Source organism: Streptosporangium sp. H16, from assembly GCF_051918855.1.
Lineage (GTDB): Bacteria > Actinomycetota > Actinomycetes > Streptosporangiales > Streptosporangiaceae > Streptosporangium.
Genome location: NZ_JBPXMD010000034.1, coordinates 19,893 through 34,115, shown reverse-complemented (window position 1 = coordinate 34,115; position 14,223 = coordinate 19,893). Strand labels below are relative to the sequence as shown.

14 protein-coding genes are annotated in these 14,223 nt (G+C 70.8%); 10 read left to right on the top strand and 4 right to left on the bottom strand.

What is annotated here, in order from left to right; genetic code table 11:
• Nucleotides 1-31: 31 nt before the first annotated feature.
• Nucleotides 32-313 (bottom strand): hypothetical protein, encoded by a 282-nt coding sequence (locus ACTOQ2_RS36265; RefSeq protein WP_440105374.1) that lies wholly within the window; start codon nucleotides 311-313, stop codon nucleotides 32-34.
• Between the two features lie 564 nt (nucleotides 314-877).
• On the opposite strand from ACTOQ2_RS36265, the gene ACTOQ2_RS36260 reads away from it, so the two are divergent.
• The 5 genes from ACTOQ2_RS36260 (at nucleotide 878) to ACTOQ2_RS36240 (ending at nucleotide 6,980) form a co-directional block, all read left to right on the top strand.
• Entirely contained in the window at nucleotides 878-1,900 is a 1,023-nt protein-coding gene (locus tag ACTOQ2_RS36260; RefSeq protein ID WP_362675839.1) for a LacI family DNA-binding transcriptional regulator, read from the top strand.
• 66 nt (nucleotides 1,901-1,966) lie between these two features.
• On the top strand, nucleotides 1,967-3,232 hold the full coding sequence (locus ACTOQ2_RS36255; protein ID WP_440105371.1) for a sugar ABC transporter substrate-binding protein: 1,266 nt from the start codon (nucleotides 1,967-1,969) through the stop codon (nucleotides 3,230-3,232).
• A gap of 2 nt (nucleotides 3,233-3,234) precedes the next feature.
• Nucleotides 3,235-4,179: a carbohydrate ABC transporter permease gene (locus ACTOQ2_RS36250; protein ID WP_440105369.1), complete on the top strand. Its 945-nt coding sequence runs from the start codon at nucleotides 3,235-3,237 to the stop codon at nucleotides 4,177-4,179.
• Nucleotides 4,176-4,985: a carbohydrate ABC transporter permease gene (locus ACTOQ2_RS36245; RefSeq protein ID WP_440105367.1), complete on the top strand. Its 810-nt coding sequence runs from the start codon at nucleotides 4,176-4,178 to the stop codon at nucleotides 4,983-4,985. Before ACTOQ2_RS36250 ends, ACTOQ2_RS36245 begins: the two co-directional genes overlap by 4 nt.
• Before the next feature lie 18 nt (nucleotides 4,986-5,003).
• Nucleotides 5,004-6,980, top strand: coding sequence for a glycoside hydrolase family 127 protein (locus ACTOQ2_RS36240; protein WP_440105365.1), 1,977 nt, complete (start codon nucleotides 5,004-5,006; stop codon nucleotides 6,978-6,980).
• Between the two features lie 38 nt (nucleotides 6,981-7,018).
• Here ACTOQ2_RS36240 and ACTOQ2_RS36235 read toward each other — a convergent pair whose 3' ends face one another.
• The 3 genes from ACTOQ2_RS36235 to ACTOQ2_RS36225 all read right to left on the bottom strand — a co-directional run bounded on the left by ACTOQ2_RS36235 (nucleotide 7,019) and on the right by ACTOQ2_RS36225 (nucleotide 8,550).
• Nucleotides 7,019-7,270, bottom strand: coding sequence for a TraR/DksA family transcriptional regulator (locus ACTOQ2_RS36235; RefSeq protein ID WP_440105363.1), 252 nt, complete (start codon nucleotides 7,268-7,270; stop codon nucleotides 7,019-7,021).
• Between the two features lie 180 nt (nucleotides 7,271-7,450).
• Complete coding sequence (locus ACTOQ2_RS36230) at nucleotides 7,451-7,888, bottom strand: hypothetical protein (RefSeq protein ID WP_440105361.1); 438 nt, start codon at nucleotides 7,886-7,888, stop codon at nucleotides 7,451-7,453.
• Between the two features lie 275 nt (nucleotides 7,889-8,163).
• The gene (locus tag ACTOQ2_RS36225) at nucleotides 8,164-8,550 is read right to left on the bottom strand and encodes a hypothetical protein (RefSeq protein WP_440105359.1); all 387 of its coding nucleotides are present in this window, start codon (nucleotides 8,548-8,550) and stop codon (nucleotides 8,164-8,166) included.
• 282 nt (nucleotides 8,551-8,832) lie between these two features.
• Here ACTOQ2_RS36225 and ACTOQ2_RS36220 point away from each other — a divergent pair, with 282 nt between their 5' ends.
• The 5 genes from ACTOQ2_RS36220 (at nucleotide 8,833) to ACTOQ2_RS36200 (ending at nucleotide 14,159) form a co-directional block, all read left to right on the top strand.
• Nucleotides 8,833-9,186 (top strand): sulfotransferase, encoded by a 354-nt coding sequence (locus ACTOQ2_RS36220; RefSeq protein ID WP_440105357.1) that lies wholly within the window; start codon nucleotides 8,833-8,835, stop codon nucleotides 9,184-9,186.
• 115 nt (nucleotides 9,187-9,301) lie between these two features.
• The gene (locus ACTOQ2_RS36215) at nucleotides 9,302-10,804 is read left to right on the top strand and encodes a hypothetical protein (protein WP_440105355.1); all 1,503 of its coding nucleotides are present in this window, start codon (nucleotides 9,302-9,304) and stop codon (nucleotides 10,802-10,804) included.
• A complete protein-coding gene (locus tag ACTOQ2_RS36210) occupies nucleotides 10,801-12,630 on the top strand; it encodes a TOMM precursor leader peptide-binding protein (protein ID WP_440105353.1) in 1,830 nt (609 codons plus the stop codon). The genes ACTOQ2_RS36215 and ACTOQ2_RS36210 overlap by 4 nt, the downstream gene beginning before the upstream one ends.
• 41 nt (nucleotides 12,631-12,671) lie before the next feature.
• The gene (locus ACTOQ2_RS36205) at nucleotides 12,672-13,967 is read left to right on the top strand and encodes a hypothetical protein (RefSeq protein ID WP_440105351.1); all 1,296 of its coding nucleotides are present in this window, start codon (nucleotides 12,672-12,674) and stop codon (nucleotides 13,965-13,967) included.
• An 18-nt stretch (nucleotides 13,968-13,985) separates the two neighbouring features.
• Complete coding sequence (locus tag ACTOQ2_RS36200; RefSeq protein ID WP_156046007.1) at nucleotides 13,986-14,159, top strand: hypothetical protein; 174 nt, start codon at nucleotides 13,986-13,988, stop codon at nucleotides 14,157-14,159.
• Nucleotides 14,160-14,223 lie beyond the last annotated feature (64 nt).

The window sequence follows — 14,223 nt, the reverse complement described above, 5'->3', positions numbered from 1 at the left end:
GACCCGAAGAGGCGGAGGCCCGGCGCCCGCGTCAGTAGCGCAGATCCGCCAGGACGCCGTAGTGGTCGGACGGCACCACGCCGCCGACGGGCTCGTCACCGATCACCTCGCAGCGCACCGGATGGCCCGCGCCGCCCCGGCGCGGCCAGGCCGACAGCACGTGGTCGATCCTGAGGTCCGGCCACAGCGCCGGGGCCGCCCACGGGTTGGCCCCGGCCCAGGTGTGCCCGCCGGCCGGGTCGGTTCCGGCGGTGGCCCAGGCGTCGTAGAACACCAGGCCGGGCGCGGCCGCGGCGGACTTGCCGGTCAGCATGCGCAGCTCGTCGCCGTCGGGGTCCGATGGTGCCGGACCCAGGCGGTGCGGCAGGGCGAAAACCGTATCCAGCCGATGATGTGGCGGGAGATGGGCGGGACGCCGACCAGCAGTCCGTCGTCCCAGGAGCTCATCCTGAAGCGATCGGTAAAGGGCACGGCGAATCGCGGACGGCAAGGAGCGTCGACGCCCGGCCACCTCGGGGGCGGGAGAGGGCGGCGCCGGTCCCGCTTCATACATGTGAACGCAGGCAACGCTTCGGGGTCAACCCGCACCGCGATGTGAGTTCCGAGTAGGTCACGTAGCCGCGCGCGTCCCGTCAACGCCACTTTTCCGGCAGGTTACGATTCGGTATCGCCGGCAACTTTCCGTCTTGACACGCACCTCCCGCTCGGGCCAAAGTCGAGCAACTTCGTTGAACCGGTTCGCCTCTTCTTCCAGGACACCATTCCGCGACGGCGTCGAGCCGCGGCCGAATAGAGGCTGTTCAACGTGTCCCCCTGAAAGCAGCTATACAAAAATTCACGGCAATGTGTCGAACCGGTTCGATGATTGGAGCTGAGAGTGTCGACGATCGGAGACGTGGCCCGGGAGGCAGGGGTGAGCCGGAGCACGGCGTCATACGCGTTGTCGGGCAAGCGGCCCATCTCAGATGAGGTCCGCCGGCGCGTTCTGGCGGCGGCCGAAGCGCTGGCGTACACGCCGAACGCGGGCGCCCGGGCGCTGGCCACCTCCGAGACCATGGTTCTCGGCCTGCTCGCGCAGTTCCACGAAGACGAGTTCGCGCCCGCGATGCTCCAGTACATCCTGGGCGTCACCGACACGGCACGCGACCTGGGCTATGACACGCTGCTGGTCACCGAGGCCGACGGGGCGCGGGCGCTGCGGCGCATCACCGACTCGCGGATGGTGGACGGCGTCGTGCTCATGAACATCGCACAGGAGGACCCGAGACTGCCCATCCTGCGGGCCGCTCCGCAGCCGGGCGCCCTGGTCGGCCTGCCGGGCGACTGCTCCGGGCTCGACGTGTTCGACCTCGACTTCGAGGAGGCCGGCCGGGTCATGGTGGACCACCTGCACCGGCTCGGCCACCGCGAGCTGGTCCTCATCTCGCAACCCGACCACGTGGTCGAGCGCGGCGGCGCGTACGTGTGGCGGCTGCGCGACGCCGCGCTCGAACGGGCCCGGCTTCTCGGCGTCACCCTGCACGCCGTGTACGGCGAGTCGCGCCAGCCCGCCGTCGGGCGCCTGCTCAACGGGGTGCTCGACGCTCACCCCTCCGCGACGGGCCTGCTGATCAACAACGAGGCGGTCGCGGCCGCGCTGCCTTCTGTCACCTACCAGCGCGGGCTGCGTGTGCCCGAAGACCTGTCGGTCATCGGGCGCTACTCGGCCGAGTTCGCCGCGACCTTCTCCCTGCCCTATTCCTTCATCGAGAGCGCACCCGACCGCCTCGGTTCCATGGCGGTGCGACAGCTCGTGCGCCGCGTGGAATCCCCGGCGGCGCGCAACGAGCCGTTCGTCGTGCGCTTCATCTCCCCAGAGCTGGTGTCCCTGAAGAGCACCGCACCCCCCCGTCCGCGCTAGTCGCGCGGACGACCGCCCATCACCGACGAGAGCGCTCGATGTGAGCGCTAACACAGGAGAATTCAGATGACCCGTACCTCGCTTCCCACCAGGGTGGCGGTCTTCGGAACCGCCTTTCTGGCCCTGTCCGTCCTGACCGCCTGCGCCTCCGCCCCGCAGCCGGGCAGTCCCGTGGAAGACGCCGCGGACAGCGCCTACACCTGGTGGGACCCCTACCCGCAGCACGACGCGAACTCCGCGTGGGCCAAGCGGGTGAACACCTGCGGGCAGCAGGCCGGCGTCACCATCAAACGCACCGCCTACGACACCACCGCCCTGACCAACCAGGCTCTGCTGGCCGGGCAGGAGGGCAACGCACCCGACGTCATCCTCCTCGACAACCCCGTCGTCTCCACCCTGGCGGACGCGGGCATGCTCGCCACGATGTCGGACTTCGGGCTCGACACCGCGCGCTTCGACAAGAATCTCATCGCCGCCGGCGAACTGGACGGCAAGGCGTACGGCGTCCCCATCGGCGCCAACACACTGGCGCTCTACTACAACAAGAAGATCCTCGAAGACGCCGGTGTGAACCCCGAGTCGATCAAGGACTGGGACTCGCTCACCGCGGCGCTGAAGAAGGTCAAGGCGGTCGGCAAGAAGCCCATCACCTTCGCCGGGATCGGCACCGAGGAGGGCTCCTTCCAGTTCCTGCCCTGGTTCTGGGGCGCCGGCGCGCAGCTCACCCAGCTCGACTCGCCGCAGGCCGTCGAAGCGCTGAAGTTGTGGAACTCCTGGCTCAAGGACGGTCTCGCGCCCAACTCCGTCATCAACAACTCCCAGAACACCACCTGGGAGGAGTTCCTGACCGGCGACTTCGCCTTCGCCGAGAACGGCACCTGGCAGATCGACAGCGCCGCCAAGGCGAACTTCCCCACCGGCATCGTGCAGATCCCCGCCAAAAACGGTGGTGCCGCGCCCACGCCGACCGGTGGCGAGTTCCTCACGGTGCCGATCCAGAAGGACACCAAGCGCTACGACGCCACCAAGAAGATCCTTGAGTGCATGACGACGCCGGAGGGCCTGGTGGAGACCGGCACCACCTTCGCGTACTACATCCCCTCCACCACCGGCGGACAGGAGGCGATCCTCGACAAGGAGCCGAACCTCAAACCGTGGGTGGAGGCCGTCCGCAGCGCCAAGGGCCGTACCAGCGACAACCTCGGCACCAAGTACCCGAAGATCTCCGAGGCCCTGTGGACCGGCGTGCAGAAGGCCCTGAGCGGCTCGGCCAGTCCCGCCGACGCGCTCAAGGACGCCCAGGCCCAGGCCAAGCAGGCGACCGGTAACTGATCATGGCGACACCCCGAACGGGCACGGTGCGTGCCGGCCGGCAGGCCCGGCCGGCGCCCCGGCGCCGGTGGACGAGCCGGTGGACGGCCCTGGCCTTCCTCGCGCCGCTGATCGTCTACCTGCTGCTCTTCTACGCCTATCCGCTGTACCGCAACATCGACCTCAGCGTGCACGACTACACGCCGCGCGCCTTCATCCAGGGCGATCCGGAGTTCACCGGACTGGACAACTACCTGGCCATCGTCTCCGACGACGCCTTCCTGCGCGCCCTGGGCAACACCGCCCTGTTCACGCTGGCGTCGATCGCCGCCCAGTACGTCCTCGGCCTGGCCCTGGCGGTCTTCTTCCACCGCAGATTCCGCCTGTCGGCCGTGCTGCGCGCGATGTTCCTCGTGCCGTGGCTGCTGCCGCTGATCGTCTCGGCCTCGACCTGGTCGTGGATGCTCAACAGCGACAACGGCATCGTCAACGCGGCCCTGCAGGCATTCGGGATCGGCCAGATCAACTGGCTGACCTCCCCGGACACCTCGCTGCTGGCGGTCACCGTCGCCAACATCTGGCTGGGAATCCCGTTCAACCTGGTCATCCTCTACGCCGGGCTGCAGAACATCCCGGCCGAGCTGTACGAGGCCGCCGGGCTGGACGGCGCCAACGCCTGGCAGCGGTTCCGGCGCATCACCTTCCCCCTGCTGCGCTCGGTGTCGGCGATCACCCTTCTGCTCGGCCTGATCTACACGCTCAAGGTCGTCGACATCATCTGGATCATGACCAGGGGCGGCCCGGCGGACGCCTCCACGACGCTGGCCGTCTGGTCCTACCGCGAGGCGTTCGGCACCGGTCAGCCCGACTTCTCCCCGGCGGCGGCGGTCGGCAACCTGCTCATCCTCATCGCCTTCGCCGCCGGGCTCGTGCACGTGCGCCTGCAGCGCAGGGAGGAACGCCGATGAAGCGCTCGTGGCAGACCGTGGTAGGCGTCGTCCTGGTGGCGCTGATGCTTTTCCCGGTCTACTGGATGTTCAACGTCTCGCTGACCAAGACGAGCGACATGCGGGCGGACCCGCCCCACTGGTTCCCCTGGGATCCCACGTTCGAGGGCTACTCCGCCGCGCTCGGCCAGCAGCTGCCCGCCCTGGCCACCAGCCTGCTCATCGGCCTGGGCACGGTCGCGCTCACGCTGGTCGTGGCCCTGCCCGCCGGGTACGCGCTGGCCAAGCTGCGGCCTCGTGGCGGCCGGACCATCGACTTCCTGCTGCTGGTCGCTCAGATGATCCCCGCGGTCGTCATGGCGATGGGCTTCTACGCCATCTACCTCAGGCTCGGGATGCTCAACACCGTCGCCGGCCTGATCCTCGCCGACTCGACGCTGGCCGTGCCGTTCGCCGTGCTTCTGTTCCGGGCGTTCATGGCGAGCATCCCCCATGAGCTGCTGTCGGCGGCGCAGATAGACGGGGCGAGTACCTGGCGCACGTTCCGCTCCATCGTCCTGCCGCTGAGCCGCAACTCGGTGATCACGGTCTCGCTGTTCACGTTCCTGTGGGCGTGGTCGGACTTCGTCTTCGCCTCGACCCTCAACCGCAACAGCGACACGATCCCGATCACCCTCGGCATCTTCCGCTACATCGGCAACAACACCACCCAATGGAACTCGATCATGGCGACCGCCGTGATCGCGTCCGTTCCCGCGGCCTTCCTCCTGATCCTCGCGCAGCGCTACATCGCCGCCGGGGTCACCGCGGGCGCGGTCAAGGACTGACCAGAAAGGCTCAACGACATGACCGAAGGCACGACGGGCGGCTGTCCCGTGCTGCCCTCCCACGGCCGGATGCGCCCTCTCGGGCTCGCGCAGGTCTCCATCACCGGCGGCTTCTGGGGTGCCCGTCAGGCCGTGAACGCCACGGCCACGCTGGCCCACTGCGAGTCGTGGATGGAGCGCCTCGGCTGGCTGGCCAACTTCGATCGTGTCGCCGACGGTACGACCGGCCCCGGCCGGCCGGGCTGGCCGTTTTCGGACTCGGAGGTCTACAAGCTGCTGGAGGCCCTGTCCTGGGAAGCGGGGCGCACCGGCGACCCGGACGCGGAGGCCGCGATCGAGCGGCTCACGGCGCGCGTCGCCCGCGCCCAGGACCCCGACGGGTATATCAACACCTGCTTCGGCCACGGCGGCCAGCAGCCCCGTTACAGCGACCTCGAAGACGGCCACGAGCTGTACAACATCGGCCACCTGCTGCAGGCCGCCGTCGCCCGGCTGCGCACCTCCGGTGAGGACGACCTGGTACGGGTCGCCCGCCGGGCCGCCGACCACGTGTGCCACACGTTCGGCCCGGACGGCCTGACCAAGATCTGCGGCCACCCGGAGATCGAGGTGGGCCTGGCCGAGTTCGGCCGGGCGCTGGGCGACGAGCGTTACATCGAGCAGGCCCGCCTGTTCCTCGACCGCCGCGGCCACGGCACGCTCAAGGACATCCCGCTGGGACGCGCCTACTTCCAGGACGACATCCCCATCCGCCAGGCCGAGGTCTGGCGCGGCCACGCCGTACGCGCCCTCTACCTCAGCGCCGCCGCCGTCGACGTGGCCGTCGAGCGCGGCGACGACGAGCTGCTGCGCGCGGTGGAGCGGCAGTGGGAGCGCTCGGTCGCCCGCCGCACCTACATCACCGGAGGCATGGGCTCCCGCCACCAGGACGAGGGCTTCGGCGAGGACTGGGAGCTGCCGCCGGACCGCGCCTACTGCGAGACCTGCGCCGGAGTCGCCTCCATCATGGTGTCCTGGCGCCTCTTCCTGGCCACCGGCGACGTCCGCTACTCCGACCTCATCGAGCGCACGCTCTACAACGTCATCGCGGCCTCCCCGAGCCCGGACGGCCGGGCGTTCTTCTACGCCAACCCGCTCCACCAGCGCACCCCCGGCCGGCCCACCGACCCGGACGAGGTCAGCCCCCGCGCCGAGGCAGGCGTACGGGCCGCCTGGTTCGACGTCTCCTGCTGCCCCACCAACGTCGCCCGTACCCTGGCCGGCCTCCAGGGGTATCTCGCCACCACCGACGACGACGGCCTCCAGATCCACCAGTACGCCCCCGGCGAGATCCGCGCCGAGCTGCCCGGCGGGCGGCAGGTCGCCGTGGACGTCGAGACCGGCTACCCCGAGACCGGCACCGTCCGCGTCCGCGTCGCCGCCGACACCACCGGCCCCTGGACCCTCACCCTGCGCGTCCCCGCCTGGGCGGCCGGCGCCACGCTGACCGACGAGGGCCGTACCCGGGAGGTCGCCCCCGGCACCGCCGAGATCACACGGACCTTCCGCGCAGGCGACGTCATCGTCCTCGACCTGCCGATGGAGCCGCGTTTCACCTGGCCCGACCCCCGCATCGACGCCGTACGCGGCTGCGTCGCCGTCGAACGTGGCCCCGAGGTCCTGTGTGTCGAGTCCCACGACCTCCCCGGCGCCGCCGGACTCGACGCCCTCGTGATCGACCCCTCGCCGGGCCTGCGCGCCGAGCCCGGCGGCGCCCGGGGCCGCGCCCTGCTGCCCGCCCAGCCGGACCGGTCCTGGCCCTATCCCGTACGTCATCCCGCACATCCGGCCGCCCCCGCCGGGGACGCCGGATGGTTCGACGTTTCGCTGCGGCCCTACCACTCCTGGGCCCGGCGAGGCCCCTCGGGCATGCGCATCTGGCTGCCCGTGTCCACCCCCGCTGAACCACGCCGGTCTCGTGGAGACTCCGATGTGATCATGGTCAGCTCCGGGTGATCGAAGAGGGGCAGACTGCTCCGCCCCCTTTCATGGTGTCAGGCGGCCTCGTGCCGTCGTTGGCAGTCGATACAGGTGCGTGCCGGCGGCCGGACCTCGAGCCGTTCGAACGGGATGGGTCCCTGGCAGTGGGCGCGGGGGCCGTAGGTGCCGGGACGGCCTGCCGCCCCCGAGGGGACGGTCGCAGGACGTCTTCGGGACGCGACATCACGCCCGAGCAGACGGGCCGCGTCGGGCGAGCGTATGCGCCTGCGGGCGTCGCGCGCGCTCCACACCTGGTGGACCTCCATGCTGAGCGTGGTGGTGGCACGTTGACGTCACCAGGACGTCACCGGCCCCAACGCCCGGCGGTACGCGCGGCCGTAACCAGACGAGCGCGGCGGCCTGGTCGCCGACGTCCGGGACCATCCGTACGACGAACCAGGCCGCCACGCTCGGTCGAGGTGGGCGGGCGGGGGGCTCAGACCGTGTCAGTCCAAATAGTCGCTGATGTAGTCCTCGCACTCGACCTTGAGGTTGCTCTCGGACTGCTTGCAGCCGCGCCAGATGAACTTCTGCCTGCTCACGTCACCGGAGATGGACACGCTGAGTTCTCTGGTTCCTCCGTTGCACGACACCCCGTCCGTGTAGCGCCAGCTCACGACAGGGTTGTTCCACGAGCTCTTCTTGTACTGGGCGTACACCGTCCAGCCGTCGTCGCAGAGGCCGTCTCTCACCGTGAAGGAGTTCCGGCCTTTCGCCATGTTCGACGTGCCGGAGTTGAACCAGACCGTGCCCGCCACATTGCCCGCCGCGTGATAGACGTTCATGCTGCTGGTGGCCGCGTGCGCCACCCCGGTCGTCATGACGGTCATGGCCGCCACACCGAGCACGACCACCGCTTTGGCCATCTTGAGCCGCTTGGGCATCACCGCACCTCTTCCTGTTCTTCGCGTCTCCGGGCCCTGCCGGATACCTTTCCGTGGATCATCGGCGATGTCCCACGGGCCGGCGTTCGAAAAAATCGAATATCGCACATCATTCATGGCGACATTTTCTGTACGGCGGAGTTGTGAAATACGCGGGATCCGACCCGCTCGCTCCCCGCCCCCCGCGTCCGCATATGCCCGGCGGGGAGCGGGCCGCGTACCCCGCTCGCTCCCCGGCGAAAACGCCTCAGGGACCGCCGAGCGCGGCCGGGCCGTCAACGGTTTGCGATACCGCCGTAGGTGTCGAAGCAGGTGTTGTAAACCCTCACCTTGTAGAAGCCGTACAGTCCGAAGATCCGGCCTGAGCGCTTGTGCCCGCTGCCGACAAATCCTTTCCCGACGGTTGCGCCGTTTGCCGCGTCATAAACCGTGAAGTCGGCACCGCAGAACGGGGATGTGATGATCTCGTACCAGATCCAGTGTTCCGCGTGGGCCTGCACCGCCGCCGAGGTGCAATGAGTTCCGGCGACCCGGCACCACTGCAGCTCTCCGGCGGCGGACGCCGACGCTGACGCCGGACCCTGCATCCCCAGCACGAGTGCCGCGAGACCGATCCCGACGCCGAGACGCTTGAGGATTCCGCGAACCGACACCTGCACCACTCCTTTATATTCGAAATTTCGACTACCCCTGGTGGCGATCGGTGAGCGTCGTTTCCTACCGAGGACCACCCGGAGGCAAATAGTCGGTGAAGATGCTTCCGGTGAAGGAGGAACATCGGCGTCAGCGCCTGTCCCCGGCCCCACCCCGTCCCTCTTCGCGAAAAACTAAGCATCCCTCGTCTTCACCGAGGCCGGACAAACAACGAAGGTTCCTGAAGATAATCACCGCCTGGCTGACATTCCGGGAACCCATAAGCTTCCAGTACTACATCTGTCGATCATGTGGTAAGGGATCGCCTCGCCGGCGGTGGTGGTCGAGCAGGGCGCACGCCTGGTGTACCTGCCGGGAAGGGATGCACCTTCCCGGATGGGCGGAAGGGGTCGAGGTCCGGCCGGCGGACCTGGCCGTCCCGACCCGGCCGGCCTGGAGCCGGCCGCCACCGTGGCCGAAGGTGCGGGCGGCCGTTCCGGCGGAAAGGCTGCTCGTGTTCGGGGGGCGAGAGCGGCCGGGAGCCGCTTTGTCGATTCCTGGGCGCGCCGATTCCGGATATGCCATTTCCTCAGACGAATGAGCGGGCCGCGTTTCACCGGAAGAGACCACGTCGGCAGTTGAAGCTGATCGTCCGGGGTCGATGAGACGTCACATGCCCGAAACATAGGCCTTGCGGGGTAAATCGGTCGACGGTATTCTGAGCCCATGGGAGCGCTCCCACTAAATGTGGAGATGTTTCGGCCCCGATTACGCGCTGACGTGCGGTGGGTCGAGTTCCCCGGGGGGGTTCATGTTCACGGGGATCACGGGGCGGCTACACTGCGCGGACCCCACGCGCTGGCCCTGCTGGAGCGGCTGGCTCCACGCCTCGACGGGGCCCTGACCCTGGGCGAGCTGACCTCGGGCCTGCCCGAGGCCCAGCGCGACCTGGTCACCGGCCTGGTCGGACGGCTGGCCGACCTGCGGTTCGTCGTCGACGACACCGGGGCTCCGGCTCACGGGTTGTCCGCCGAGGAGCTGGAGACCTACGCGGCCGAGATCGCGTTCGCCGGGCACCCGGGGCGGTTCGCCCGGGTACGGAACTCGGCGCTGCGCGTGACGGGGACCGGGGTGCTGGTCCCGGCGCTGGTCAAGTGCCTCCGGTCGGTGGGCTGGCGCGAGGTGGTGGCCTCGGGCGGGGACGTTCTGGTGCAGGTCAGCACCTCCCGGGAGGAACTACTGGCCGGGGCGCTCGCCTGCCCCGCCGACGTGGTGCTCGCGCAGGTGCTGATCTGCGACGACGAGGCCTGGCTTACCTCCGCGGGACCGCCCGGGGAGACCGACGCGGCCACCGGGTGGGGGCGGTTGTCCCTCCGCGAGGGGACGCGGGGCGACTGGTTGCGCGGCGCGGTCCCCCGCGTGCTGGCGTCCCAGGTGGCCCTGGGGGTCTTCTCGGCGGTGACGGGGCTCACGGAGGCGCGGCGCGCGTTCACACGCGTTGATCTGCGCAGCTTGGAGAGCACGATCCACCGTTTCGCGGGGCTGCGCCGGGATCCGGCGGAGGTGTCCGGAGCCACCCACGCGTCGCGAACGTCGGCGGGCGGCGGGGACCGCGACGCCGGCGGTGAGAGCCCGGAGCTTCCGGGTGCGGCGGGGTTCGGCGGGCACGATGCCTCGAGCGAAGCGGGCGCTCGGGACCGGTTTTTCGCGCTCTGTCGTGATCTGGTGGACCCCCGGATGGGGGTGATCGCGGTTCTCGACGAGGGTGCCTATCCGCAGGGGCCGCTCTCCGTCGTGCGGGCGCTGGTCGGTGACCGCGAGGTCGTCGGGTGGGGCGCGGATCACGACACGGCGCGGTTGCGGTGTCTGCTGGCGGTGTTCGCGGCGGACTCCGGCGACGGTTTCGTCGGTGCGGGGCTGACCTGGGAGGACGCCGTCTCCGCGGCCCACCGGCAGCGGCTCGAAGCCGGGGCGGCGCTGGTGGGGGCGGGGGGCGAGATACCCGTGCCGCAGGACGGGCCGCTCTGGCGGCAGGTCGTGGCGTCCGGTGAGGTGCCGGTCGTCCGGGAGATCCCGGGGTCGGCGGTGTTGCGGTTCGAGGTGCCGGACCGCCCGCCGATCGTGTCGCTCGGGTTGCACGACGGGCTGGAGCGGGTGTTGCTGCGGGCGCAGACCGGCCTCGAACCGCCCGTGCGGTGGGCGAGCGAGGGGCATCCGATCGGCGGAACCGCCGTCTCGTTGCCCGCCGACGGGCCGGCGTTCGTGGCGCGGGTGACGTCGTGATCGCCGGCGTGGTGGGGTCGGGGCGGCTCTTCGAGGCGATCAGGGCGCGGGTGCGGCCGGGCGGGGTCGCCGGGGTCGCCGGGGTCGTCGTGGTCGCCAGCGACGCCGACGACATCGGGCGGCGGCGTTACGAGGTGCCCTGGTTGCCCGTGCACACCGAAGCAGGACATGTCGTGATCGGCCCCACCGCCTTCCCCGGCAGGCCGGGCTGTCCCACCTGTGTGGAACGGCGGCGCGCCGGGAACCGGGAGCACTTCCAGGTACGTCTGCGTGACCGCCCCGCCCTCCTCACCTCCCTCGTGGCCGGGACGGTCGGCGAACTGGTGGCCGAAGAGGTCGAGAACCTGCTGGCCGACCCGTCGGCCGCGCTGACGAGCGGCGCGATGCTCCGGATGCCGGTCCGGACCGGCGCGCTGGAACGCCACCCGTTCCTGCCCGACCCGTTCTGCGAGGTCTGTGGCGACCGGCCGCCCGACGGGCCGCGCCCGTTCGTCTTCACGCCGCAGCCGAAGGTGTCGGGTTTCCGGGTCGCCACCCTCGACCTCGCCGACCTGGAACGCCGCTACGTCGACCCGGAGACGGGCGTCGTGCGCTCGGTGGCCGCCGACGCGCGGGACGGCGCGGTCGCCGTGGCGCGGCTGAACCCCGCGCGGGCCGCCCACGAGAGCCACCACGGGTTCGGGCGGTGCGAGGACGTGCCCGCCGCGAAGGCGACGGCCGTCGCCGAGGCACTCGAACGGCTGGCCGGGTTCTCGCCGCGCGGGCGCAGGACCACCGTCAGGGCCGCGTTCGACGACATCGCCGACCAGGCGCTCGACCCGCGCCGCCTGGGGTTGTATCCCGACGACTGGTACGACCGGCCCGGTTTCTGGTTCACCCGGTTCGACCCGGCGCGGGAGACCGCCTGGGTCTGGGGCCACTCGTTCCAGCGGGGCGGGCCGGTGCTGGTGCCGGAGACGTTCGCCTACTTCGGCCCCCGGCCCGACCGGGGCTTCGCCTACGAGTGTTCCAACGGCTGCGCCCTCGGCGGGTCGCTCGCGGAGGCGATCCTCTACGGCCTGCTGGAGGTCGCCGAACGGGACGCCTTCCTGACCACCTGGTACGCCCGCCTCCCGCTCCCCCGAGTCGACCTGCGTTCGGCGCGCGACCGGCGCGTCCCGATGACCGCCCAGCGGATCGGCGACCGGCTCGGCTACGACGTCCACGCCCACGTGGTCACCCTCGAACAGGGATTGCCGGTCTTCTGGGTCACCGCCGTCGACCGGTCGGGGCGGTCGGACCGACCGAAGGCGATGTGCGGCGGCGCCGCCCACCTCGACCCCGAACGGGCCCTGCGCCGGGCCCTGGACGAGCTGGGCCCGATGCTCGCCAACCACGTCGCCCGTTATGACGAGAGCGAGGCGGCCCGGCTGGTGGCCGACTCCGGCGAGGTGCGCCTGCTGGAGCACCACCCGATGGTGTACGGGCACCCGAAGGCGTACGAGCGGCTGGAATTCCTGTCGGGCGGCGCCGAGCTGACGGTCGGTGAGCTGCCGGAGTGGCCGGCCCACGACGACCTGGCCGACGACCTGCGTGACCTGGTGGCCCGGTTCCTGGCCAGCGGCATGGACGTGATCGCCGTCGACACCACCTCGCCCGAGGCGGCGGCCGGCGGATTCGCCTGCGCGAAGGTGATCGTGCCGGGGGCGGTGCCGATGACGTTCGGCCACCACCACCGGCGGGTGCACGGCCTCCCCCGGCTGCTGACGCGGGGCCGCGCGATCGGCTACCTCGACCGCGACCTCGCGGTGGGCGATCTCAGCCCCCACCCGCACCCGTTCCCGTGAGGCGCGCGATGACGGACGCGGCAGCACGTTACGTGGCGGCGATGGCGGATCGCGGGCCGCTCGACATCCGGTGGGACCTGGCGCCGCTCCGGCACAAACGCTATCCGTCGGCCGAATGGGCCGAACCGCGGCACCCGCTGGGCGCGCTGCTCCAGGGCATGCTCGGCATCACCCGCGTGATCTGGCGGCACACGGACGCGGGCCCGATGGCGATTCCGGGCCGTCCGGCGCCCTCCGGGGGCGGCCTGTACCCCATCGAGGCCTATGTCGCCTGCCCGGACGGGCTGTTCCACTACGACCCGGTCCACGAGGTCCTGGAGGTGCTGCGCACGGGTGACCACGGCCCGGCGCGGATCTGCCTGACGGCGGTCTTCTGGCGTTCCATGTTCAAGTACGGCGACTACGCCTACCGCCTGATCTGCCAGGAGATCGGCGTCCTGCGCACCCAGGCGGAGGTGGTCGCCGCCACCCTGGGCCTGACCGTCACCCCCGGCGACGCCGACCACGCCCTCCTCGGTCTGGACGAATCCCGCGAATCCCCTCTGGCCGTCCTGCACGTGGAGCCGTACGAACGGGTCCTTCCGCCGGAGCCCGCCGAGGCCCCGCGGAACTCCGGCGACCTGCCGCGGGAGGCCCGGCCTCTCCCCCTGCCGTTTCCTCCGGGCGCGGCCCGCGACCTGCACCGGGCCGCGGACGCCACCTCGCGGGCGAGGCGTCCGAGCCAACCGGCACGGGGCATCCGGATTCCGGCCGAAGTGGTGGACCTCCGCGACGGTCTGCGCGCACGCCACTCCCCCGTCGACGGTTTCCGCCCGGTGCCCGTCCCGCTGACGGAGATCATCGCGATAACCGGCCTGGCCGTCTGCCCCGGCCTGGACCTCTACCTGCTGGCCCTGCGCGTCGACGGCCTCCCGAGGGCCGCCTACCGCTACGACGGCGACCTCCGACGGGTCCGCGCCGCACCGCTGGAGGAGCTGGGCACGGCCCCCCTCGTGGCGAACACCCGGGAGGCCCTGAAGACGGCCGCCGCAGTGATCGTCCCCGTGGGCGACCCCCTGGCGGGCACCGCGCGCGACCACCGTGACCAGCTCGTGGAGACCGGCGCGTCGCTGCAGCGGGCGACGCTGGCCGCCGCCGCGCTGGGTCTCACCTCCCGCATCCACTCCGACGGCGCCGGCGAGGCGACGGACCGCGTACTGGGCCTGACGGGCCCGGCGCGGAGCCTGTCGTCCCTGCTCGTCGGCGTCCCCAGGTCCCGGGGGCCAGACCTGGTCCTCCGGTTCCCCGATCCGCAGGAAGGAGGTCCGAAGGCACGTCCGCAACACACCGATCAGTGAAAGAGAAGGAGAAACGTCATGGACAAGCTCCCCCTTGACCTGTCCGGTCTGGAGGTCGAGGCGATCGACGTCCTGTCGGCCGACTCGATCGTGATGGAGGGCCACGGCGCCATCGAGACGGGCGCCTCGTCGGCGATGGGCTACTGCTCGTCGTACATGCAGGCGAACAGCTGCTGGGCGCCGGAGGCGTAGCAGGTCCCCGCCAAACGCCGAGGGCGCCCACGGCACGGGCGCCCTCGGTCACGGGATGAAGGAG